Source organism: Streptomyces sp. Root1310 (genome assembly GCF_001426425.1).
Classification (GTDB): Bacteria; Actinomycetota; Actinomycetes; order Streptomycetales; family Streptomycetaceae; genus Streptomyces.
Genome location: NZ_LMEQ01000001.1, coordinates 1,627,466 through 1,650,470, shown reverse-complemented (window position 1 = coordinate 1,650,470; position 23,005 = coordinate 1,627,466). Strand labels below are relative to the sequence as shown.

Annotated in this window: 15 protein-coding genes, 1 rRNA gene and 1 pseudogene; 14 read left to right on the top strand and 3 right to left on the bottom strand. The window is 70.6% G+C overall.

All coding sequences use genetic code 11. The annotated features are described in order from the left end of the window. Window positions 1-120 precede the first annotated feature (120 nt). Window positions 121-666 carry a cysteine dioxygenase family protein gene (locus ASD48_RS07085; RefSeq protein WP_057600508.1) on the bottom strand — a complete coding sequence of 182 codons (546 nt, stop codon included), beginning with the start codon at window positions 664-666 and terminating at the stop codon, window positions 121-123. A 734-nt stretch (window positions 667-1,400) separates the two neighbouring features. On the opposite strand from ASD48_RS07085, the gene ASD48_RS07080 reads away from it, so the two are divergent. The 3 genes from ASD48_RS07080 to ASD48_RS07070 all read left to right on the top strand — a co-directional run bounded on the left by ASD48_RS07080 (window position 1,401) and on the right by ASD48_RS07070 (window position 7,136). After that, entirely contained in the window at window positions 1,401-1,670 is a 270-nt protein-coding gene (locus ASD48_RS07080) for a WhiB family transcriptional regulator (protein WP_020128551.1), read from the top strand. Window positions 1,671-1,878: 208 nt separating this feature from the next. Beyond that, on the top strand, window positions 1,879-5,592 hold the full coding sequence (locus ASD48_RS07075; protein WP_079073637.1) for a glycosyltransferase: 3,714 nt from the start codon (window positions 1,879-1,881) through the stop codon (window positions 5,590-5,592). Continuing rightward, complete coding sequence (locus ASD48_RS07070) at window positions 5,589-7,136, top strand: DUF5719 family protein (RefSeq protein ID WP_057600506.1); 1,548 nt, start codon at window positions 5,589-5,591, stop codon at window positions 7,134-7,136. Before ASD48_RS07075 ends, ASD48_RS07070 begins: the two co-directional genes overlap by 4 nt. Before the next feature lie 62 nt (window positions 7,137-7,198). On the opposite strand, the gene ASD48_RS07065 is transcribed toward ASD48_RS07070, so the two are convergent. Further along, window positions 7,199-7,579 (bottom strand): metallopeptidase family protein, encoded by a 381-nt coding sequence (locus ASD48_RS07065; protein WP_057600505.1) that lies wholly within the window; start codon window positions 7,577-7,579, stop codon window positions 7,199-7,201. Between the two features lie 366 nt (window positions 7,580-7,945). On the opposite strand from ASD48_RS07065, the gene ASD48_RS07060 reads away from it, so the two are divergent. The 9 genes and pseudogenes from ASD48_RS07060 to ASD48_RS07025 all read left to right on the top strand — a co-directional run bounded on the left by ASD48_RS07060 (window position 7,946) and on the right by ASD48_RS07025 (window position 18,567). Then, on the top strand, window positions 7,946-8,365 hold the full coding sequence (locus ASD48_RS07060; protein WP_057600504.1) for a DUF3499 domain-containing protein: 420 nt from the start codon (window positions 7,946-7,948) through the stop codon (window positions 8,363-8,365). A gap of 297 nt (window positions 8,366-8,662) precedes the next feature. Beyond that, a pseudogene (locus ASD48_RS07055) lies at window positions 8,663-9,871 on the top strand (L-lactate permease). A gap of 185 nt (window positions 9,872-10,056) precedes the next feature. Then, on the top strand, window positions 10,057-11,421 hold the full coding sequence (locus ASD48_RS07050; RefSeq protein ID WP_057600503.1) for a phosphomannomutase/phosphoglucomutase: 1,365 nt from the start codon (window positions 10,057-10,059) through the stop codon (window positions 11,419-11,421). Between the two features lie 338 nt (window positions 11,422-11,759). Continuing rightward, window positions 11,760-11,930 carry a Trm112 family protein gene (locus ASD48_RS41595; protein WP_079073636.1) on the top strand — a complete coding sequence of 57 codons (171 nt, stop codon included), beginning with the start codon at window positions 11,760-11,762 and terminating at the stop codon, window positions 11,928-11,930. Window positions 11,931-12,141: 211 nt separating this feature from the next. Beyond that, complete coding sequence (locus ASD48_RS07045) at window positions 12,142-13,275, top strand: SIS domain-containing protein (protein WP_057600502.1); 1,134 nt, start codon at window positions 12,142-12,144, stop codon at window positions 13,273-13,275. Window positions 13,276-13,626: 351 nt separating this feature from the next. Further along, complete coding sequence (gene manA, locus ASD48_RS07040) at window positions 13,627-14,778, top strand: mannose-6-phosphate isomerase, class I (protein WP_057600501.1); 1,152 nt, start codon at window positions 13,627-13,629, stop codon at window positions 14,776-14,778. Window positions 14,779-14,913: 135 nt separating this feature from the next. After that, window positions 14,914-15,894 (top strand): cation diffusion facilitator family transporter, encoded by a 981-nt coding sequence (locus tag ASD48_RS07035; protein WP_057600500.1) that lies wholly within the window; start codon window positions 14,914-14,916, stop codon window positions 15,892-15,894. Window positions 15,895-16,288: 394 nt separating this feature from the next. Continuing rightward, window positions 16,289-17,746: an adenosylhomocysteinase gene (gene ahcY, locus ASD48_RS07030; protein WP_057600499.1), complete on the top strand. Its 1,458-nt coding sequence runs from the start codon at window positions 16,289-16,291 to the stop codon at window positions 17,744-17,746. 194 nt (window positions 17,747-17,940) lie between these two features. Continuing rightward, entirely contained in the window at window positions 17,941-18,567 is a 627-nt protein-coding gene (locus ASD48_RS07025) for a hypothetical protein (RefSeq protein WP_057600498.1), read from the top strand. A gap of 31 nt (window positions 18,568-18,598) precedes the next feature. Here ASD48_RS07025 and ASD48_RS07020 read toward each other — a convergent pair whose 3' ends face one another. Next, window positions 18,599-19,681 carry an RDD family protein gene (locus ASD48_RS07020; RefSeq protein WP_057601050.1) on the bottom strand — a complete coding sequence of 361 codons (1,083 nt, stop codon included), beginning with the start codon at window positions 19,679-19,681 and terminating at the stop codon, window positions 18,599-18,601. 129 nt (window positions 19,682-19,810) lie between these two features. On the opposite strand from ASD48_RS07020, the gene ASD48_RS07015 reads away from it, so the two are divergent. Together ASD48_RS07015 and ASD48_RS07010 are read left to right on the top strand one after the other, a co-directional pair. Continuing rightward, window positions 19,811-20,818, top strand: a complete 1,008-nt coding sequence (locus ASD48_RS07015; protein WP_057600497.1) for a stage II sporulation protein M — start codon at window positions 19,811-19,813, stop codon at window positions 20,816-20,818. A gap of 645 nt (window positions 20,819-21,463) precedes the next feature. Further along, window positions 21,464-22,989 (top strand): 16S ribosomal RNA (locus tag ASD48_RS07010). Window positions 22,990-23,005: the final 16 nt, after the last annotated feature.

Sequence of the window (23,005 nt, the reverse complement as noted above, 5' to 3'; positions counted from 1 at the left end):
CTCGCAGGCGGCCACGACAGCCCGTCGGCCGGTTGTGGACAACCACCCGCCTGTGGATATCCGGGGATGTCCGGCCCATCCGTACGCGCCGACGGCGCACGGCATCCGCTCACGCGCGGATCACGAGCTGACGACGTCCACCTGTCCGTACGGGTCGGGCGCCGCGCAGGCGACGGGGGTCCTCCCGGCCGGGTACAACCGGGACCGGGGGTGCATGGGCATGTCCGTCAGGCCCGGGAAGTACACGTGCAGGCTCACCGCGGGCTCCAGCGCGTCGTTGACGACCTCGTGCGCGTACCCCGGCGCGAACACCCGCTGCACACCCGACCCCAGCACCCGCTTGCCGCGCTCGGTGCGCTCGGTCAGCTCGCCGTCCAGGACGGTGAGCACACCGGAGGAGCCGCCGTGGTCGTGCAGCCCGCTGCCCTGGCCGGGCACCCAGGACAGCAGCCACACCTCGTAGCCGGGACCGGTGCGCAGCCGGTGGTACCAACGGGTCGTCGCGTCGTAGCGGACCAGGTGCTCCCACTGGGAGCGGTCCGCGGCGATCGAACGGGCCAGGCCGACGAACTCGGCGACGGTGGCCGGGTGCTCGCGCGGTGCCTGGAGGAGGTGCGGGACTTCGAGGATGTCGCCCGCGATCTGGAGGTCGCTGTCGCTGTTCATGGGGTGCGGTGGTTCCTCGGCGGAAGAGGGGGAAGAGTGGGGGGCCTGCTGGGTGTCGCGTACCGTCCGCCCGGATCACGGGTGGAGCAGGAGAGCCCTGATCTGGGCCGACGGGAAACAGCAGCCGAGTCGCGGTGGACTCAGGAGGAGCAGCCGGAGCGCGTTGGGCTCAACAGCTGGAACGACGACAACAGCTACAGCGAGCGCGGGCAGCACCGTGGGACCCGGCGGAGCCGGTCGAGGTGAGTGCCAAGTTCGCGAGCATGCCCATAAGGACAGCGGTTCACACCTTCACTGTCAACTCGACGCCCGGTATGTGGGACCGGGTTCACCTCATCCGGTCCATCTGACAGGTGAAAGGTTTGTGCACACGTCCTTCGGGACACATGGCGCACAAGCCGGGCGCGCAAGCCTCGTGGCGATCCCGTGATCCGAATGTGATCAGGTTCGCTTCCGCGCGCGTGCCGCAACGAGATCGCACCTCTGGGCGTCCTTCTCCGTGCAAGCGCTGTGCGGGGCGGGTGGTCCTCCGGGGCTTCATCTGCTTGTCAAGGTTTATGGCGATTTGAACACTTACCGCATGGCCTTGGTTCCGCAGAGTGAATAAGGGGCCCAATAGCAGATCTCGGCTTGACTCGCCCGGAGCAGCACACTTGTAATTTCACTCGTGTCGTTCAGCCGAAATCGGTAACGGCCAGGTCACGGGGACGCGAAAGACAGAGCGAGGGGCGCACATGACCGAGCTGGTGCAGCAACTGCTGGTCGACGTCGACGACGCGGACGAGGAACTCGGCTGGCAGGAGCGCGCGCTGTGCGCCCAGACCGATCCCGAGTCCTTCTTCCCCGAGAAGGGCGGCTCCACCCGCGAGGCGAAGAAGGTCTGCCTCGCATGTGAGGTCCGCTCCGAATGCCTTGAGTACGCCCTTGCCAACGACGAGAGATTCGGCATCTGGGGCGGCCTGTCCGAGCGGGAGCGCCGCCGGCTGAAGAAGGCGGCGGTCTGAGAACCGCCCGGTTCGACAGCGCAAGGGCGTCACGGCATCGAGGTACGCACGCAAAAAGGGTCCGAACGGCCCGTCGCACGTGGGTTGTCCACAGGCGGCGGGCCGTCGTCCTGCCCAGCCGATAGTGTGGGCGCTCGTCCGAGACACCCCGCCGCACCACACGGCGCAGGCGTCCACCGCAGTCCACCGAACCGGGGCCCGTACCTCGATGTCCGTGCACAGCCACACGGCAGCCCATCAAGACCGCGCTGCCACACCTGAGTTTCCGCGTCATGTAGTGACCGCGGTGATCGTCGCCCACGACGGTGCCCGCTGGCTGCCCGACGCGCTCGCCGGGCTGCTCGGCCAGGAGCGCCCCGTCCAGTCCGTCATGGCCGCCGACACCGGCAGCTCGGACGACTCCGCCCGCCTGGTCACCGAAGCCCTCGGCGACGACCGCGTCCTGCACCTCGCCCGGCGCACCGGGTTCGGCCAGGCAGTGGAGGAGGCCAACCGGACGGCCCCGGTCCTCACCCCCGAGGAACTGCCGTACCTGAAGCGCCCCAGCGGCTGGGACCCCGTCACGCGCACCTGGCGCGACGACAACTACGACCTGCCGGAGCTCCCGCACGGAGAGCCCGTCCAGTGGCTGTGGCTGCTGCACGACGACTGCGCCCCGGAACCGGACGCCCTGGCGGAACTGCTGCGCGTGGTCGACAACGAACTCGAACTGGGCCGGGACGACGTGGCCGTCGTCGGCCCCAAGCTCCGCGGCTGGTACGACCGCCGCCAGCTCCTCGAGGTCGGCGTCACCATCGCCCACTCCGGCCGCCGCTGGACCGGCCTGGACCGCCGCGAACAGGACCAGGGCCAGCACGACCACGTCCGGTCCGTGCTGTCCGTGTCCACCGCCGGCATGCTGATCCGCCGCGACGTCTTCGAACAGCTCGGCGGCTTCGACCGCCGCCTGCCCCTGATGCGCGACGACGTCGACCTGTGCTGGCGCGCACAGGCCGCCGGCCACCGCGTCCTCATCGCCCCCGAGGCCGTCGTACGGCACGCCGAGGCCGCCTCCCGCGAGCGCCGCACCGTCGACTGTGCGGGCCGCACCAGCGCCTCCCCGCACAAGGTCGACAAGGCCGGCGCCGTCTACACCCTCCTCGTCAACAGCCGCACCGCCCTGCTGCCCTGGATCCTGGTGCGTCTGGTCCTCGGCACCCTGCTGCGGACCGTCGCCTACCTCGTCGGCAAGGTCCCCGGACAGGCCGTCGACGAGATCCGCGGTCTGCTGGGCACCCTGCTGCGACCCGAGCGGATCATCGCCGGGCGGCGCAGGCGCGGGAAGCCGGCCGTCGACAAGGATGAGCTGCGCCCCCTGTTCCCGCCCCCCGGCGCGACGGTGCGGGCCACCGTCGAACAGGTCGCCGGCGACTTCTTCGGCTCCTCCGACCCCGAAGCCGTGTCCGGCGCGGGCCGGCACGGCGGTGCCGTCGAGTCGGGACCCGGCGGTGACGACGCCGACTTCCTCGAGATCGAGCAGTTCGCCCGCCTCAAGCGCATCGCGCGCAAGCCCGGCCCGGTGCTCTTCCTGGTCCTGCTGCTCGTCTCCCTGGTCGCCTGCCGCAACCTCCTCGGCGGTGGCGCGCTCGCGGGCGGCGCCCTGCTGCCCGCCCCCGCCGACGCCTCCGAGCTGTGGTCGCGCTACCTCGACGCCTGGCATCCGATCGGCGCGGGCGGCACCCCGTCCGCCCCGCCCTATCTCGCGATCATCGCGACGCTGGCCACCCTGCTGTTCGGCTCGACCGGACTCGCCCTCACCGTGCTGCTCGTCTGCTCGGTGCCGCTGGCCGGCCTCGCCGCCTACTTCGCCTCCCGGCCGCTCGTCGAGTCACGCCTGCTAAGGGCCTGGGCGGCCGTCGTCTACGCCTTCCTGCCCGCCGCCACCGGCGCCCTCGCCGGCGGCCGGGTCGGCACCGCCGTCCTCGCCGTCCTGCTGCCGCTCATCGCCCGCGCGGGCGTCGCCGCGAGCGGCCTGACGCACGCGTCCGGCGCCCGCGGCAGCTGGCGCGCCACCTGGGCGTACGCGCTGCTGCTGACGATCACCACCGCGTTCACGCCGATCGTCTGGCCCCTCGCGCTCGTCCTCGGCATCGCGGTCCTGGCCGTCCGCCGTCGCGAGATCACCGCCTACGGCCTGCGCTTCCTGGCCCAGCTGGGCACCCCCCTGCTGATCCTCGCGCCCTGGTCGCTGTCCCTGCTGCCGTTCGGCTTCTTCACCGAGGCCGGTCTCGACTACGGCGCGTCGACCGCCACCGCGCTCGACCTGCTCGGCGCCAGCCCCGGCGGCCCCGGCACCGTCGACGGCCTGATGCTCATCGGCATCGTGCTGGCCGCGCTGGCCGCGCTGCTGCGCTCCGAGCGCCACTTCGGTGTCTGGGCGGCCTGGGCGGTCGCCCTCGTGGGCCTCGTCTTCGCGGCCCTGTCCAACGGCTCCACCTGGGCCGGGCCCGCCACCCTCGTCTACGGCATCGCCCTCCTCGCCGCCGCCGTCATCGGCGCCGACGGGGCACGCACGCGGGTCGCCGAGCAGAGCTTCGGCTGGCGCCAGCCGGTCGCCGCCCTCATCGCCTTCGCCTCGGCCGCCGGTCCGCTGCTGGTCGCCGCCGGCTGGATGATCGGCGGCGCCGACGGCCCCCTGGAGCGCCGCGACCCCGTACAGGTGCCCGCGTTCGTCGCCGAGGAGGCCGGCAACCGCGACCAGGCCCGCACCCTCGTCCTCGACAGCGACTCCGCCGCCCACGTCGCCTACATGCTGGTCCGCGGCTCCGGCGCCCGCCTCGGCGACGCCGAACTCGCCGCGGCCGACGGCGAGAACAAGCAGCTCGACAAGGTCGTCGCCAATCTCGTCGCCGGCTCCGGCGCCGACCAGGCCGACCAGCTCGGCAAGTTCGCCGTGGGTTACGTCCTCGTCCACAAGGGCGCGCCCCGCGATGTCACCCGCGTCCTGGACGCCACACCCGGCCTGAAGCGGCTCAGCCAGCAGAACGGCAGTGCCCTGTGGCGGGTCGATCAGGAGGTCTCCCGCGCGGCCGTCGTCGCCGCCTCCGGCAAGGGCACCGCGACCCCGGTCGCCGCGGGCCCCGTCGACATCCACACCACCGTCCCCGACGGCTCCGGCAGCCGCGTCCTGCGCCTGGCCGACACCGCAGCCGAAGGCTGGACGGCCACCCTTGACGGCAAGCCCCTCACCCCCACCACCGTCGACGGCTGGGCCCAGGGCTTCGAACTCCCGGCATCCGGCGGGAAGCTGGACGTCACCTACGACGACCCGTTCACCCACACCGTCTGGCTGTGGGCGCAGGGCTTCCTCGCTCTCGTCCTCGTCGTCCTCGCCCTCCCCGGCCGCCGCCGCGACGTCGACGACGACCTTCCCGAGGAGGAGCCGGTCCCGGCCCAGGCGGTCGACGGCGAGGGCCGCCGCGCCCGCCGCCTGCGCGCCCAGGCCGAGGCCGAGGCCGAAGCGCCCGGCCACCAGGAGGAGTTCCCGTCCGCGCCGCAGGAGGAGTCCCCGGTCGCGATTCCTCAGCAGCAGTCGTACGACATGGGAGTCCCCCCGGACGCGCAGGGCGGGGAGTGGGGCGGCGACCGGGCGGGCTACGCGGACGCCGAGTACGGCGGATACACGGGCGAGCAGTACCAGGGCGCCCAGCAGTATCCGGCGGGCGGCTACGACCAGCAGGCCTACGACCCCTACCAGGCCGGCCAGTACGACCCGTACGCCTACGACGGCCAGGCTCAGCAGGCGCCGTACGACCCGACCTACCAGCAGCAGCAGGGTTACGACCCGTCGGCCTACGACCAGGGCGGCTACGACCCCGCCTACGACCCGGACCGGCACCCCCACGGCACCGGCAACGAGCGCCCCGACGGGAGCCAGCAGTGAACCGCACCACCCTGTCCCTGATCGCCGGCACGGCCGCGCTCGCCGCGGTCACCGGGTTCGCCACGCTCAACCAGCCGGACGCGGCCCCCGCCGACACCGCCCAGGCGGCCGCCGAACTGCCCGTGGAGCGCACGAGCCTGCTCTGCCCCTCGCCCAGTACGTCCGACCTCGCCGACACGTCCTACACGTCCTTCACGCCCGTCACCAAGGGCACGGACGGCGACGGCACGGCCGAACTCCTGGCAGCCACCGCGGAGTCGGCGCCCGCGACGACCGACAAGACGGACAGCGAGACGGACAGCAAGACGACGGACAAGACGACCGACAAGGCGAGCGACAAGAAGAAGGCGACGAAGCCCGTCGTCACGCCCAAGGCGCCCGGCACCCCGGCCGTCGGCGAGACCTCCGGCGGCGAGACGCCCGCACTGCTGGGCACCGCCGAGGGGAAGTTCGCGCCCGGCTGGACCGTCCAGGAGACCACCGAGGTCACCGCGGGCAGCGGCCGCGGCCTCCAGGGCGTCACCTGCACCGCGCCGGACACCGAGTTCTGGTTCCCGGGCGTCAGCACCGTCGCCGACCGCACGGACTACGTCCACCTCACCAATCCGGACGACTCCGCCGCCGTCGCCGACATCGAGCTCTACGGCAAGGACGGCGCCCTCCAGACCACGGTGGGGGAGGGCATCACGATCCCGGCGCACTCCAGCGAGCCGATCCTGCTGTCCACGCTCACCGGCGAGAAGCAGGAGGACCTCACCGTCCACGTCAACGTCCGCAGCGGCCGGGTGGGAGCCGCCGTCCAGGCCCTGGACGAGAAGCTCGGCGGGGACTGGCTGGCCGCCTCCACCGACCCCGCGGGCACCCAGGTCGTCCCCGGCATCCCCAAGGACGCCACCGCCGTCCGCCTCATCGCCTACGCGCCGGGTGACGCGGACGCCGACCTGAAGGTCCAACTCGCCTCCCCCTCGGGTCTGATCACCCCGGCCGGACACGAGACGCTGCACGTCAAGGCGGGCATGACGGCCTCGGTCGACCTCGGTGACGTCACGCGCGGGGAGGCGGGCTCGCTGGTCCTGACCCCGACGGACCAGTCGGTGCCCGTCGTCGCGGCCGTCCGGGTCCTGCGCGGCAAGGGCGCCCAGCAGGAGTCGGCGTTCATCACCGCCACCGCCCCGGTCGGCACGCGCGCGTCCGCCGTCGGCAACAGCGCCAAGGGCTCCACCCTCTCCCTGACGGCCCCCAAGGGCACCGCCAAGGTCAAGGTCACCGCGTCCGCTGGCAGTGGCGGCGGCACGGCCGCGTCCCAGACGTACACGGTCAAGGCCGGCACCACGCAGGAGGTCGAACTCCCCGTACCCGCCGGCCTGAAGGGCACCTACGCGCTGACCGTGGAACCCCTCACGGACACCCCGGTCTACGCCTCCCGCACCCTGACGGCCACCACGGAGGGCGTCCCGGGCTTCACGATCCAGACCCTCCCGGACGACCGCGGCACGGTGGCGGTCCCGGAGGCCGACGAGAACGTCGCGGTGCTGCAGAAGTAACCCGGAAAGGCTGTCGAGGTACCTCGTAAGGGGGGCGGGGGAGACGGCGCGGGGTGAGGGGTTCAGTCCTCGCCGTAGCGCGGATCCACCGTCTCCGGAGTCAGCCCCAGCAGCTCCGCGACCTGCTCGACGACCACCTCGTGCACCAACGCGGCCCGCTCGTCGCGCCCCTTGGTGCGGATCTCGACCGGCCGCCGGTAGACGACGACCCGTGCCCGCCCGCCCTCGCGCGCGGGAATCGTCCCGCCCAGCGGGACCGCCTCGTCGTTCCACGGCTCCGGCGCCGCGTCCAGACGCGGCACCTCCAGCACCATGAAGTCCATGTCGGCGAGCTGCGGCCACCGCCGCTCCAGCCGTTCCACGGAATCCTGCACGAGATCCGCGAACACATCGGCACGGCTTGCGGCCAACGGAACCTGGGGCGGCGCGATCGGCCCCCGCATGCCCCGGCCGTGGCGGTCGCGACGACGGGGTCCGGGGCCTGCGGCGGGGGGCGGTACGGGGCTGTCCATCACTACTGAAGCGTAGTCCCCGCAGCGATCCGGTGCCCGGCCCCACACGGCAGCCCGGCCGCCGCCGACGGCCGCCGTGCCGCGCATGTCGCGGGATGACCATTCCAGCCAACGTTGGGCTCGATTCCGTATCTCTCCGGGACCGGCGAACTCATCGCAATTGATGCCGTTTGTGTCGAGTGGTGACCACGGGCCGAGGCCTTCGTGTGTTTAGGGACTGGTGTTCGCGCAGGTCAGCGGGGTATGACTGGAGAGGCGCGTGGGGCGTTTCACAACCCGACACGGTGGAGTGACCTGGTGGAGAGTCGTCGCGGCCCGCTCAAGAGTGCGGTACCGTCCAACGTCGTGAGCCCTGTACGTCGCTGTTCGCGAACTGCCTGCGGCCGACCCGCCGTCGCGACGCTGACGTACGTCTACGCCGACTCGACCGCGGTCCTCGGCCCGCTCGCGACCTACGCCGAACCCCACTGCTACGACCTGTGCGCCGAGCATTCCGAGCGCCTCACCGCCCCGCGCGGCTGGGAAGTCGTCCGGCTCCTCGACGGTTCGGCTCCCGCGCGCCCCAGTGGTGACGACCTGGAAGCCCTTGCCAACGCCGTCCGTGAGGCGGCCCGCCCGCAGGGACGCGCGGCTGGGCCCGGCGGCTCCCGCGCGATCGACCCGATGGAGGTCGCACGCCGCGGCCACCTGCGGGTGCTGCGCTCGCCGGACAACTGAGCCGGTCTCCCCTCTCGTCCGCACGGACCGGTGCACACCCAGCGACGCGCCGTTGTCGCGGACACGACCATTCCGTTCGGCCGAAGAACCAGAAATCGCTTTCCGCATGACGGAAGCGTGACCGGAAGCCCGCCCGGCACGGCGGCCGGAATCGCGACCGCCCACGCGACCAGCGGAACGGCCGTAAGGCGACCGCCCTCGTCGTCGCCCTCGCCATCGCGCACGTGACCGTCGGCGTCATCGGAAGCGCGGGACCGGAAGAGCGACCGGAAGCGTGATCGGTATCGGGGGACGCCCGTGTACGTGCAGGAACCGCAACCTGTCGCCGACTCGCTCGGCCTGTCCGCCCTCGTCACGGCCCTGCCCCTGGTGATCGTCCTATCCTGCTCGGCGGCGTCCGCCTCAAGGCCCATCCGGCGGGACCGACGGGTCTGTCGGCCGCCGTCCTCGTGGCCTGCCTCGCCGTATGCGTCACCGACCTGCCGCTGGACAGCGTGGCCTCGGTGGCGGACTGTCAGACGCCGTTGCTCACCCTCGTCGTGCCGCTCGTCCTGGCCGGCCTGGTGAACGTCCGACGAGGTCTGCGCGAGGCCCGGGTTCCCGCCCTGCCCGCGGAACCGCCTGCGCTGTAGCCCAGTTCGCCGCCTCCGACTACACCTCCGCGCAACTCGCCGACATCAGCGCCGCCTTGGCGGGCCTCGCGGCTGGGCCGACGTACCGCACACGCGCGTGCCCGTACGTCCCTGAAGCGGTGCGCGCTTCGGTGCTGACGGGCACCCGCAGCGAGGAGTTGGACGAACGGGGCCCGCGCGCCGAGGTCGTGCGCGCCTACACCCCTACGCGCTGATCGTCGTGGCTTCGGTGGCCCAGATCCCCTCTGTCAAGCCGGCTCGCGCGGGTCACCCGGACCTTCGATCGGCCCTTGCTCAACGGGGGTACCCCGGACGGGAATCCGGTCGGCGGCAACCTCTTCACCTGGCCGGTCGTCTCGACGGGCGGCACCCTCGTCCTGCTGGCCGGGATCGGCGCCGCGGCCGTACTCCGGCATCCACGCGCGCGTGGCGCGCAGGGAACGGGCCGCGACAGTGCACGAGTTGAGTTACGCGATCCTCACCCTGACCTCGGTCCTGGCCCTTGCCCACGCCATGAACCTCTCCGGACAGGCCGTCACGATCGGCCACTTCGTGGCGGCGGCCGGCGCGGGCTGGCCTTTCCCTCTCGTGCTGGGCTCGCTCGGCGTCGCCGTCTCCGGCTCGGACACCTCAGCCAACGCGCTCTTCGGCTCCCTCCCGGTCACCGCGGCCCGCGAGACCGGTCTCTCCCAGGAGCTGCCGGCCGGCGACAACAGCTCCGGCGGCGTCCTCGGCAAGATGATCTCGCCGCAGAACCTCGCCCTCGCCCTCGCCTGCGCCGCAGCCGGCCTCGCGGGCCGGGGGGGGGGCGACCTGCTGCGCAAGGTGCTCCCGTTGGAGCCTCGGACTGCTCCTTGTGATGTGCCTCCTGTGATGCCTGATCGTGGTCGGGCAGAGCTCACCCGTACCGGACTGGATGCTGACGTAGCGGCCCCACCTCGGACGACGGCGGATCATGGCGGAGCGGTTACGTCTGTGGGTCCACTCGGCGGCCCCACCGCGGGCGGTGAACCGGCCCGGGTAGTTTGTGGTGACCTACAGACTCCAGGAAGGCTGGCCGTGGCTGCTGATCTGTCACAGATCGTGAAGGCGTACGACGTACGCGGGGTGGTCCCGGACCAGTGGGACGAGACGCTGGCCGAGCTCTTCGGCGCCGCGTTCGCCCGGGTGACCGGAGCCGAGGCGATCGTCGTCGGCCACGACATGCGCCCTTCCTCGCCCGTCCTGACCGGCGCCTTCGCGCGCGGGGCGGCGGCCCTCGGCGTACACGTCACCGAGATCGGCCTCTGCTCGACGGACCAGCTCTACTACGCCTCGGGCGCGCTCGACCTGCCAGGCGCCATGTTCACGGCCTCGCACAACCCGGCCCAGTACAACGGCATCAAGTTGTGCCGCGCGGGGGCCGCCCCGGTCGGCCAGGACACGGGCCTGACGGAGATCCGCGAACTGGTGGAACGCTGGATGGACTCGGGAGCCCCCGCGCCGGCCCCGACCCCGGGAACGATCACCACCGCCGACACGTTGAAGGACTACGCGGCGCACCTCCGCGCACTCGTCGACCTGACCGCCGTCCGCCCCCTGAAGGTCGTGGTCGACGCGGGCAACGGCATGGGCGGCCACACCGTCCCCACGGTCTTCGACGGCCTGCCCCTGACGCTCGTCCCCATGTACTTCGAGCTCGACGGCACCTTCCCCAACCACGAGGCCAACCCGCTGGACCCGGCGAACCTTGTGGACCTACAGAAGCGCGTCCGCGAGGAGTCCGCCGACCTCGGCCTCGCCTTCGACGGGGACGCCGACCGCTGCTTCGTCGTGGACGAGCGGGGCGAGCCGGTCCCCCCGTCCGCGATCACGGCCCTGGTGGCCGCCCGCGAGCTCGCCCGCAACGGCGGCCGGGGCACGATCATCCACAACCTGATCACCTCCTGGTCCGTCCCGGAGGTGGTGAAGGAGCACGGCGGCACCCCTGTCCGCACCCGGGTCGGCCACTCCTTCATCAAGGCGGAGATGGCCCGCTCCGGCGCGATCTTCGGCGGCGAGCACTCCGCGCACTACTACTTCAAGGACTTCTGGAACGCCGACACGGGCATGCTGGCCGCCCTGCACGTCCTCGCGGCCCTCGGCGGCCAGGACGGCCCGCTCTCCTCCCTGGTCGCGGAGTACGACCGCTACACCGGCTCCGGCGAGATCAACTCCACCGTCGCCGACCAGGCGGACCGCATCGCCGCGATCAAGGCGGCCTACGGCGACCGCGAGGACGTCACCCTGGACGAACTCGACGGCCTGACTGTCACCGCCACCGACTGGTGGTTCAACGTCCGCCCCTCCAACACGGAGCCGCTCCTCCGTCTCAACGCGGAAGCGCGCGACGAGCCCACGATGGCCAAGATCCGCGACGAGGCACTGGCCATCATCCGAGCCTGAAGGCCCAACAGGCCCAGCAGGCCCAGCAGGCCCAGCAGGCCCAGCAGGGCGTCACAAGGCGTGGCGGAGGCTCGAGGGGGCAGCGCACGGCTGGAAAAGGGGTTAATGGGGGCGAAATCTCCAGGGGGTCGAAGGGGCCAAGCCTCCGGAGGTGGGAAAGGGCAAGGGCGGCCGGGGCCCAAAGCCCGAGGCCCCCGACGCCCCGACGGGCCGATCATCAGCCCCGTCCCACGCGCGCCCCCTCCCACCCCCCGCCCCGTCTCGCTCAACCCCCACGCCCCAACGCCACCAGCGGTACCCTGACCAGGCACATCCGCACACCCCCGAAGGGACACCCCATGCCGCTCGAAGCCGGCCTCCTGGAGATCCTCGCCTGCCCCGCCTGCCACTCCCCCCTGGAGGAGCAGGACACGGAGCTGATCTGCACGGGCCAGGACTGCGGCCTGGCATACCCCGTCCGCGACGGCATCCCCGTCCTCCTCGTCGACGAGGCCCGCCGCCCCGCGTAACAGCGCTCCGCGCGACCCCACACCGTGCCGCGCGACGGGACAAGGCGCCGCCCCCGAGCCGGCTGCCGTCCCGGCCCGAGCGCCCCGGCGCCCGAGCACCCCGGCGCCCGGCCGCGCCCGGTGCCGAGCACCAGGCCTCCCGGGCGACGCCCCGCCACACCCCACCCGGCCCGCAAACCGACGACGCCCCAGGCGATCGGAGACTGCCGACATGCTCGACGACTCGCTGCTCGACACGCCGGAGGCCCTGGCCGAGGCCGATCACCGGGCCCTCCTGCGCGGAGCGGCCGAAGCCGGCGCCCGCGTCCGCACCGCCGCCCGGTACGCGGCCGAGGCCGGTGTCCACGACCTCCAGCCGGACGGCCGCCCCCGCGCGATCCTCATCGCGGGCCCCGGTGCGGCGGCCACCTGCGTCGCCGACCTCCTCGGCACGCTCGCCGGCGCCGCCTGCCCCGTCATCCGACTGACACCCACCGGCGTCGCCCCCGCCGCAGGCGCCCTGCGCTGGGAACTGCCAGGCTGGGCGGGCTCCGTGGACCTCCTCCTCATCGCCACCCCCGACGGCAGCGAGCCCGGCCTCTCCCTCCTCGCCGAACAGGCCTACCGCCGCGGCTGCACGGTCGCCGCGGTGGCCCCCGCCGACTCCCCGCTCACCGAAGCGGCCGGCGCCGCCCACGGACTGTTCGTGCCGCTCGCGACCGCGCCGTACGAACAGGACGAGGGAGTACCGGACGCCGCCTCCGCCCCCGGAATCCTCTGGGCCCTGCTCACCCCCCTCCTCGCCCTCCTCGACCGCGTCGCCCTGCTCTCCGCCCCGCCCGAGGAGCTCGAACGGGTCGCCGACCGGCTCGACCAGGTCGCCGAACGCTGCGGCCCCGCCGTCGCGGCCTACAGCAACCCGGCGAAGACCCTGGCCGGCGAACTCGCCGACTCCCTCCCGGTGATCTGGACCGAAGGCACCTCGGCCGGCCCGGCGGGCCGCCGCTTCGCCGCCGCCCTCGCCGAACTCGCCGGGCGCCCCGCCCTGGTGGCCGAACTCCCGCAGGCCCTCGCCGAACACAACGCGATCCTCGCCGGCCCCCTCGCCGCCAGCGCCGACCCGGACGACTTCTTCCGCGACCGCGTCGAGGAAGCGCCCGCGCTGCACGCGCGCGTGGTGCTGCTGCGCGACCGTCCGATCGGCGGCCTCACCGCCGCCTCGGCCGCCCGCGAACTGGCCCTCAGCCACGACACGCCGATCAGCGAACTCGAGCCCGAGGCGGGCGACGCCCTCGTCACCCTCGCCGAACTGATCGCCACCACGGATTTCGCCGCCGTCTACCTGGCCCTCGCCTCAGGATCCTGACGATCCGGACTCGACCCGTCCGTCGCCCGAGAATCACGAGATACCAGGCGGCGGACGCCAGACGGCGGACATCAGACGGTGGACCATATACGGCTGACACCGGACGGCGGACGCCAGACCGCGGACACCAGGCGGCGGACGACAAACGGCTGACGACAAACGGCTGACGACAAACGGCTGACGACGCGCGACAGACGGCAGAAAGACCTACGGACCGCTAGAGCTCACAGACCTACGGACCGCTAGAGCTCACAGACCTACGGACCGCTAGACCTCCCAGACGTACGAACCGGCAGACCTCCACACCGGCAGACCGACCGGCAGACCCGACCGGCAGGCAGAGAGAACCGCATGGACCGCCTCGACAACACCATCCGCCCCTACGCCTGGGGTTCCCCCACCGCGATCCCGCACCTGCTCGGCACCGAGCCCACCGGCGAACCGCAGGCCGAGATGTGGATGGGCGCCCACCCGGGCGCACCCTCACGCACCGACCGAGGCACCCTCGTCGAGATCATCGCGTCCGATCCGCACCAGGAACTCGGCGCGGCGACGGTCACCAAGTTCGGCCCCCGCCTCCCCTTCCTCCTCAAGATCCTCGCCGCCGGCGCCCCCCTCTCCCTCCAGGTCCACCCCGACCTGGCACAGGCCAAGGAGGGTTACGCGGACGAGGAGCGCCGCGGCATCCCCGTCGACGCACCGCACCGCAACTACAAGGACGCCAACCACAAGCCCGAACTCATCTGCGCCCTCACCGAGTTCGACGGACTGTGCGGCTTCCGCGCCCCCTCGCACGCGGCCGACCTGCTGGACGGCCTCGGCGTCGACTCCCTCAAGCCGTACGTCGACCTGCTGCACGCCCAGCCGGAGGAAGCCGCCCTGCGCGAGGTCCTCACCGCGATCCTCACCGCCGACCGCGAGGAGATGGCCCACACGGTCGCCCAGGCGGCGGCCGCCTGCGACCGCCTCGGTGGCGACTACGCCCCCTACGCCGGCATCGCCCACCACTACCCCGGCGACCCCGGCGTCATCGCCGCGATGCTGCTGAACCACGTCCGACTCCAGCCCGGCGAGGCCCTGTTCCTCGGCGCCGGCATCCCGCACGCCTACCTCGACGGCCTCGGCGTCGAGATCATGGCCAACTCCGACAACGTCCTGCGCTGCGGCCTCACCCCCAAGCACGTCGACGTCCCCGAACTCCTGCGCATCGTCCGCTTCGAGCCCGCGGACCCCGGCGTCCTGCGCCCCGAGGCCGCCCCGGACGGCGAAGAGGTCTACGACACCCCCATCGACGAGTTCCGCCTGTCGCGCTACGTCCTCCCGCCGGGCGCCGCCGCCCACGACCTCACCCTCCCCACCCCGCAGATCCTGCTCTGCACCGCGGGCACCGTCCGAGCGGGCGAGCACGCGCTGACGCCCGGCACGTCTGTCTTCGTCCCCGCGGGGCACAAGGCCGAAGTGGGCGGGGCGGGTACGGTCTTCCGGGCCACGGTCGTCGTATGACTCCCGTCGTGACGACCTGACGCACCGCTGCCGAACAGGGCTGCAAGAATGGCCCCCCGGCAAAGGACGGGCAAAGCCGAAGTCGGCCCCGCCCTGCACGGCGTACGCACGTAGGCGAAGGGACAACGCGAAAACATGAGCGCGTCAGGCGGCACCAAGGCGATCGTGGCGGCACTGGGGGCCAACCTCGCGATCGCGGCATCGAAGTTCGTGGCGTTCGCGTTCAGCGGCTCGTCGTCGATGCTCGCCGAAGGCGTGCACTCGCTCGCCGACTCCGGCAACCAGGCCCTGCTCCTCGTGGGCGGCAAGAAGGCCCAGCGCGAGGCCACCCCGCAACACCCCTTCGGCTACGGCCGCGAGCGCTACATCTACGCCTTCCTCGTCTCCATCGTCCTCTTCTCGGTCGGCGGCATGTTCGCCATCTACGAGGGCTACGAGAAGATCAAGCACCCGCACGAGATCGAGCACTGGTACTGGCCGGTCGGCGTCCTCGTCTTCGCGATCATCGCCGAGGGCTTCTCCTTCCGCACCGCCATCAGGGAGTCCAATCCCTTGCGGGGCGAACACTCCTGGACGGAGTTCGTCCGCCGGGCCAAGGCCCCCGAGCTTCCGGTGGTCCTCCTGGAGGACCTCGGCGCCCTCGTCGGCCTGATCCTCGCGCTCGGTGGCGTCGGCCTGGCACTGCTCACCGACGACGGTGTCTGGGACGGCATCGGCACGCTCTGCATCGGTGTCCTCCTCGTCCTCATCGCGCTCGTCCTGGCCGCCGAGACCAAGTCCCTCCTGCTCGGCGAGGCCGCGACCGCCGAAGACGTGCGGAAGATCGAGGCGGCGGTCGTCGACGGCGACACCGTCACCCGCGTCATCCACATGCGCACCCTCCACCTCGGCCCCGAGGAACTCCTGGTCGCCGCCAAGATCGCCGTCCAGCACGACGACACGGCCTCCCAGGTCGCCACCGCCATCAACGCCGCCGAGGCCCGCATCCGCACCGCGGTCCCCATCGCCCGTGTCATCTACCTCGAGCCCGACATCTACAGCGAGGCCGAGGCCGCCAAGGGCTCCGACCGCGAGGCGACCCCGGGCGGCCCCGCCCAGCACCCGACCGAGCACTGACCCGTACCACCCCGGCAGGGCCCGCCCCACACCAGGCGGGCCCTGCCGCCGTTCCACCCGCCGTCCCTTCCTCCGCCCCCTCGCCCTCCCCAGCCCCTCAGCCCCTCAGCCCCTCAGCCCCAGTACATTCCTGATCGCGATCGGCTCGATCTGATCGGAGGTGGACTGGGGCCGCCCCGCCACTCCGGTGTAGCTTGGAACGGAGCCAGACGTCGCTGCTGATGGCGGTCGGGCGGTCCCGGTACGGACCGTCCGAGGGAGAGAGGGCCTCCGACGGACTGCGCTGCGCGCACTCGGGCATGCCCATGCCCTTCATCGGGCACCCCTGTGTCCGCCGCCGCGCAGACCAGCCGTACTCCACTCTCTCGACCAAAACCCCGAGGAGCAGCTCACTATGACGACTGTCGACAAGCGACAGGACTTCAAGGTCGCCGATCTCTCCCTGGCCGCCTTCGGCCGCAAGGAGATCACCCTCGCCGAGCACGAGATGCCCGGCCTGATGGCGATCCGCAAGGAATTCGCCGCCACCCAGCCGCTGGCCGGCGCCCGGATCATGGGCTCGCTGCACATGACGGTGCAGACCGCCGTGCTGATCGAGACCCTGGTCGCCCTGGGCGCCGAGGTCCGCTGGGTGTCCTGCAACATCTTCTCCACCCAGGACCACGCGGCCGCCGCGATCGCGGTCGGCCCGAACGGCACCCCCGACGACCCGCAGGGTGTCCCGGTGTTCGCCTGGAAGGGCGAGACGCTGGAGGAGTACTGGTGGTGCACGGAGCAGGCGCTGACCTGGCCGGGCAGCCCCACCGGCGGCCCGAACATGATCCTGGACGACGGCGGTGACGCCACCCTGCTGGTCCACAAGGGTGTGGAGTACGAGAAGGCCGGCAAGGTTCCCCCGGCCGACACGGCCGAGAACGACGAGCACCGGGTCGTCCTGGAGCTGCTGAACCGGACCATCACCGAGGGTTCGCAGAAGTGGACGCGGCTCGCGTCGGAGATCCGCGGTGTCACCGAGGAGACCACGACGGGTGTGCACCGTCTGTACGAGATGCACCGCGACGGCAGCCTGCTGTTCCCGGCGATCAACGTCAACGACGCGGTCACCAAGTCGAAGTTCGACAACAAGTACGGCTGCCGGCACTCCCTGATCGACGGCATCAACCGCGCCACCGATGTCCTGATCGGCGGCAAGACCGCGGTCGTCTTCGGCTACGGCGACGTCGGCAAGGGCTGCGCGGAGTCGCTGCGCGGCCAGGGTGCCCGGGTCATCGTCACGGAGATCGACCCGATCTGCGCGCTCCAGGCAGCGATGGACGGCTACCAGGTGACCACCCTGGACGAGGTCGTCGAGACGGCCGACATCTTCGTCACCACGACCGGCAACAAGGACATCATCATGGCCTCCGACATGGCCAGGATGAAGCACCAGGCGATCGTGGGGAACATCGGCCACTTCGACAACGAGATCGACATGGCCGGTCTGGCGAAGATCCCGGGCATCGTCAAGGACGAGGTCAAGCCGCAGGTCCACACCTGGAAGTTCCCCGACGGCAAGGTCCTCATCGTGCTGTCGGAGGGCCGTCTCCTGAACCTGGGCAATGCCACCGGTCACCCGTCGTTCGTGATGTCCAACTCCTTCGCGGACCAGACGCTGGCCCAGATCGAGCTGTTCACCAAGCCCGACGAGTACCCGGTCGACGTCTACGTGCTGCCCAAGCACCTCGACGAGAAGGTCGCCCGTCTCCACCTGGACGCCCTCGGCGTCAAGCTGACCACCCTGCGTCCCGAGCAGGCCGCGTACATCGGTGTCGAGGTCGAGGGTCCCTACAAGTCGGACCACTACCGCTACTGAGTCCACGGCTCCACCCGCTGAAGACGCGCCCGTGCACTGACGCGCTCCTCAGCACCAGGTAGCTCCTCCGAGGCAGGCCCCCGCACCCCCGTGCCGGGGGCCTGCCCCTTCGGCCCACGGCCGGACCGGCCGTCAGCCTGGCTGGCCGACCCGTCGAGACGGACCCGACCAGCCCGTCACACCCCAGGACCCCGATGCCCCGCGGCCGATATTCGCTCCACGATCCGCACGATCACACCCCCCTCGCACACGAGCACTTCCAATGCGCCCCCGGCCCCTCCGGCTGGCGCTACGTCTCCCGACTGACCACCCCCGCCGGCGAACACTCCGGCTCCGTCGATCTCACCCTCGACGACCTCGGCCGCCCCCTCCGCCTCGAACTCCACGCGAGCAGCTGGCAGGTCCGCGGCGCAGCCCTCGACGGCGTCACCTGGGTGCGCACCGACCCCACCGGCACTCAGGCCACAGAAGGCAACGTCCCCGCCCACGCCTTCACCGGCACATCCCCCGCATTCCTCATCGCCACCAGCCGGCTCCTCCGCCTCACCCCCTCCTCGTCCCCCTCTTCCCCGGCGACCCGAGTACGCCTCGTGGCCTTCACCGATCCGGTCCTCGCCCCGCGCACCGTGGACCAGTCCTGGGCCTTGCTGAGAAGAGAAACACACGCCACTGACAACGGCCCCCTGACCGTGGACGAATACCAGGTCACAGCCCTGGACACCGGGGAACAGCACATGGTGCACATCACCGGCGACGTCGTCCTCGCAGCCCCCGGCATCGAGCTCGAAGACCTCGAAACACCCCCGTCGACCTTCGACTGACGCCACTCCTGGTGGCCCCACCCGGGCGGGGCTACGCCGGCGGCGCGAACCCCGTGGCAGGCCCCTGCGACGGTTCGTCAGGCGACTCCTGCACCGGCCCCCCGGGCCGTCCCGCGTCCGCCGACGGAGCCCCAGCAGCCACAGCGGACGACTGCTCCGCAGCAGGCCCGTGCACCACAGGCGGCCCGTACGACGGCGCGTACGACACCGGCGGCACGGGCTGCCCGTACGGCACGGGCAGCCCGTGCGGCGTCGGCGGGCCGTATGGCGTGGGCTGTCCGTACGGCATCGGCGGGCCGTAGACCCCGGGCGCACCGCCCAGGCCTCCGGCCCCACCCTGACCCCCGGGCCACCCCGCCACCGGACCGTTCCCGAAGGCCCGCCGCGCCTCCCGGACCTGGCGCTCCTGCACCACCGCCGCCAGATAGGCGGCCGCCGGCACCCCTTGCGGTACCGGCGTCCCCGTGCGCGCGGCGAGATCTCCGGCCAGCCGCGCCGCCATCGCCCAGCCGACCTGCGGGTCCAGCTGGTTCATCCGCCCCAGGTACTGGCGCACCGCCAGCCACAAGCCGTCCGGCACCGACGAAAGATCAACCGACTGGAACCGCCCCGCCAACCACGGCGGAGGCGGTGGCACGAAACCGTTCCGCGCCACGGGCACCCGCTCCCGCACCACCAGCGTCCCGGCGAAGACATCCCCGAGCCGGCGCCCCCGCGCCGACACGAGCGAGGCGATACAGGCCACCACCCCGATCGTCAGCAGAATCTCCACCACACCCAGGGCGCCCCGCACCAACGCGTGCCGGAACCGGATCGGCCCACCGTCGTCCCGCACCACCCGCAGCCCACACGCCATCTTCCCGAGCGACCGCCCATGGCTGAGCGTCTCCACCGCGATCGGCCCGCCCACCAGCACCAGCAGAAACGTCGCGATCGACAGCGCGATCTGCGCCGCCTCGTCCAGGGAAGCCGTAGCCGCCACCAGAGCGATGCTCACGACGACGTAGACCACGAACGCCACGGTCACGTCCAGCAGCACGGCCAACGCCCGACTGGGCAGCCTGGCGGGCCGCAGCTCCAACGCCACGGCCTCACCCGTCACCAGCTCACTCACGCCCGTCGTCCCTTCCCTGGCCACCCCGAGAACGGCCAGTCTGCCAAGCTGAGGGCACATCGCGCCGCAGTACGACAAGCTGACATCCATCACCGGCCGCCGACGAACAGCCGAGGAGCAGGCACACCGATGGACCTCGACGTCTTCGTCTCCGCCCACCGAGCCGAATGGGACCGTCTCGACGCCCTCCTGCGCCGCCGGCGCAGCCTCACCGGCACCGAGACCGACGAACTCGTCACCCTCTATCAGCGCACCGCCACCCACCTGTCCCTGGTCCAGTCCAGCGCGCCCGACCCGCAGCTCACCGGCCGGCTCACCCAACTCGTGGCACGCGCGCGCAGTGCGGTGACAGGAACCCGTCGCGCCTCCTGGCGCGATGCGACGCGATTCCTCACGCAGGGCTTTCCCGCCGCGGTCTACAGGTCACGCCACTGGTGGGTGCCCACCGCACTCCTGTCCACCGCCGTCGCCGTCCTCCTGGGCTGGTGGATCGGCACCCACCCCGAGGTCCAGTCCTCCATAGCGGCGCCCGACGAACTGCGCGAGCTCACCCGACCCGGCGGCCTGTACGAGACGTACTACTCGAGCCACCAGGCCGCGGCGTTCGCCGCCCAGGTCTGGACGAACAACGCCCAGGCCGCCGCGATGTGCCTGGTCCTGGGCGTCTTCCTGGGCCTGCCGGTCCTCTGGATCCTCTTCCAGAACATGCTCAACCTCGGTATCGGGGCCGGCCTCATGTCCTCGGCGGGCCGGCTCGACACCTTCCTCGGCCTCGTCCTCCCGCACGGCCTGCTCGAGCTGACCGCGGTCTTCGTCGCGGCCGGCACCGGGCTCCGCCTGGGCTGGACAGTCATCGACCCGGGTCCACGCACCCGGCGCACCGCCCTGGCCCAAGAAGGCCGAGCCGCGGTCGGCATGGCGATCGGCCTCGCACTGGTCCTCTTCGTCTCCGGCGCCATCGAAGGCTTCGTCACCCCGTCGGGCCTGCCGACATGGGCCCGCATCACCATCGGTATCGCAGCCGAGCTCGCCTTCCTCGCATACGTCTATGTCCTGGGCGGCAGAGCCGTCCGGGCCGGAGAGACCGGCGACCTCGAGGCCGCCGAGCGCAGCGCCGAGGTGCCGACGGCCGCCTGATGTGCGGAGGGCCCCGCCGGGCTGCTAGTCTCCTCTTCGCCCCACAAAAGCCGTTGACACGGAGCGCGTGGGGAGGTAGATTCGAACAGTTGCCTGGAACTGGACAGAGTCCGGTCGGCAGCGGTTAGTATCTACGAGCCTCGCGAATCCATGATTCCGCAGAGGCACCCCCGATAAGTCGGAAAATGAATGGCCGGTCAGACCGCCCAGGAACTTCTGATAAAGTCGGAACCGCCGGAAAGGAAACCGCGAAACAAAAGCGGGAACCTGGAAAGCACCGAGGAAATCGGGTCGAGAAAAGATCTGATAGAGTCGGAAACGCAAGACCGAAGGGAAGCGCCCGGAGGAAAGYCTGAGAGAGTCTCTCGGGYGAGTACAAAGGAAGCGTCCGTTCCTTGAGAACTCAACAGCGTGCCAAAAATCAACGCCAGATATGTTGATAGAGTACAAAGGAAGCGTCCGTTCCTTGAGAACTCAACAGCGTGCCAAAAATCAACGCCAGATATGTTGATACCCCGTCCCCGGCAGTGATAGCCGAGGATGAGGTTCCTTTGAAACAAAACACAGCGAGGACGCTGTGAACGGCCGGGCTTATTCCGCCTGGCTGTTCCGCTCTCGTGGTGTSSACCGGATTACCGGTAAACATTCACGGAGAGTTTGATCCTGGCTCAGGACGAACGCTGGCGGCGTGCTTAACACATGCAAGTCGAACGATGAACCACTTCGGTGGGGATTAGTGGCGAACGGGTGAGTAACACGTGGGCAATCTGCCCTTCACTCTGGGACAAGCCCTGGAAACGGGGTCTAATACCGGATAACACTTCCACTCGCATGGGTGGAGGTTAAAAGCTCCGGCGGTGAAGGATGAGCCCGCGGCCTATCAGCTTGTTGGTGAGGTAATGGCTCACCAAGGCGACGACGGGTAGCCGGCCTGAGAGGGCGACCGGCCACACTGGGACTGAGACACGGCCCAGACTCCTACGGGAGGCAGCAGTGGGGAATATTGCACAATGGGCGAAAGCCTGATGCAGCGACGCCGCGTGAGGGATGACGGCCTTCGGGTTGTAAACCTCTTTCAGCAGGGAAGAAGCGAAAGTGACGGTACCTGCAGAAGAAGCGCCGGCTAACTACGTGCCAGCAGCCGCGGTAATACGTAGGGCGCAAGCGTTGTCCGGAATTATTGGGCGTAAAGAGCTCGTAGGCGGTCTGTCGCGTCGGATGTGAAAGCCCGGGGCTTAACCCCGGGTCTGCATTCGATACGGGCAGACTAGAGTGTGGTAGGGGAGATCGGAATTCCTGGTGTAGCGGTGAAATGCGCAGATATCAGGAGGAACACCGGTGGCGAAGGCGGATCTCTGGGCCATTACTGACGCTGAGGAGCGAAAGCGTGGGGAGCGAACAGGATTAGATACCCTGGTAGTCCACGCCGTAAACGGTGGGAACTAGGTGTTGGCGACATTCCACGTCGTCGGTGCCGCAGCTAACGCATTAAGTTCCCCGCCTGGGGAGTACGGCCGCAAGGCTAAAACTCAAAGGAATTGACGGGGGCCCGCACAAGCAGCGGAGCATGTGGCTTAATTCGACGCAACGCGAAGAACCTTACCAAGGCTTGACATACACCGGAAACGTCTGGAGACAGGCGCCCCCTTGTGGTCGGTGTACAGGTGGTGCATGGCTGTCGTCAGCTCGTGTCGTGAGATGTTGGGTTAAGTCCCGCAACGAGCGCAACCCTTGTTCTGTGTTGCCAGCATGCCCTTCGGGGYGATGGGGACTCACAGGAGACTGCCGGGGTCAACTCGGAGGAAGGTGGGGACGACGTCAAGTCATCATGCCCCTTATGTCTTGGGCTGCACACGTGCTACAATGGCCGGTACAAAGAGCTGCGAAACCGTGAGGTGGAGCGAATCTCAAAAAGCCGGTCTCAGTTCGGATTGGGGTCTGCAACTCGACCCCATGAAGTCGGAGTTGCTAGTAATCGCAGATCAGCATTGCTGCGGTGAATACGTTCCCGGGCCTTGTACACACCGCCCGTCACGTCACGAAAGTCGGTAACACCCGAAGCCGGTGGCCCAACCCCTTGTGGGAGGGAGCTGTCGAAGGTGGGACTGGCGATTGGGACGAAGTCGTAACAAGGTAGCCGTACCGGAAGGTGCGGCTGGATCACCTCCTTTCTAAGGAGCACTTCTC

Excerpts from the sequence above, each read along its gene's own strand:
- ASD48_RS07085 (WP_057600508.1), bottom strand. The coding sequence starts at position 666 with ATGAACAGCGACAGCGACCTCCAGATCGCGGGCGACATCCTCGAAGTC.
- ASD48_RS07080 (WP_020128551.1), top strand. The coding sequence starts at position 1,401 with ATGACCGAGCTGGTGCAGCAACTGCTGGTCGACGTCGACGACGCGGAC.
- ASD48_RS07075 (WP_079073637.1), top strand. The coding sequence starts at position 1,879 with ATGTCCGTGCACAGCCACACGGCAGCCCATCAAGACCGCGCTGCCACA.
- ASD48_RS07065 (WP_057600505.1), bottom strand. The coding sequence starts at position 7,579 with ATGCGGGGGCCGATCGCGCCGCCCCAGGTTCCGTTGGCCGCAAGCCGT.
- ASD48_RS41595 (WP_079073636.1), top strand. The coding sequence starts at position 11,760 with ATGCCGCTCGAAGCCGGCCTCCTGGAGATCCTCGCCTGCCCCGCCTGC.
- ASD48_RS07045 (WP_057600502.1), top strand. The coding sequence starts at position 12,142 with ATGCTCGACGACTCGCTGCTCGACACGCCGGAGGCCCTGGCCGAGGCC.
- manA (WP_057600501.1), top strand. The coding sequence starts at position 13,627 with ATGGACCGCCTCGACAACACCATCCGCCCCTACGCCTGGGGTTCCCCC.
- ASD48_RS07035 (WP_057600500.1), top strand. The coding sequence starts at position 14,914 with ATGAGCGCGTCAGGCGGCACCAAGGCGATCGTGGCGGCACTGGGGGCC.
- ahcY (WP_057600499.1), top strand. The coding sequence starts at position 16,289 with ATGACGACTGTCGACAAGCGACAGGACTTCAAGGTCGCCGATCTCTCC.
- ASD48_RS07025 (WP_057600498.1), top strand. The coding sequence starts at position 17,941 with ATGCCCCGCGGCCGATATTCGCTCCACGATCCGCACGATCACACCCCC.
- ASD48_RS07015 (WP_057600497.1), top strand. The coding sequence starts at position 19,811 with ATGGACCTCGACGTCTTCGTCTCCGCCCACCGAGCCGAATGGGACCGT.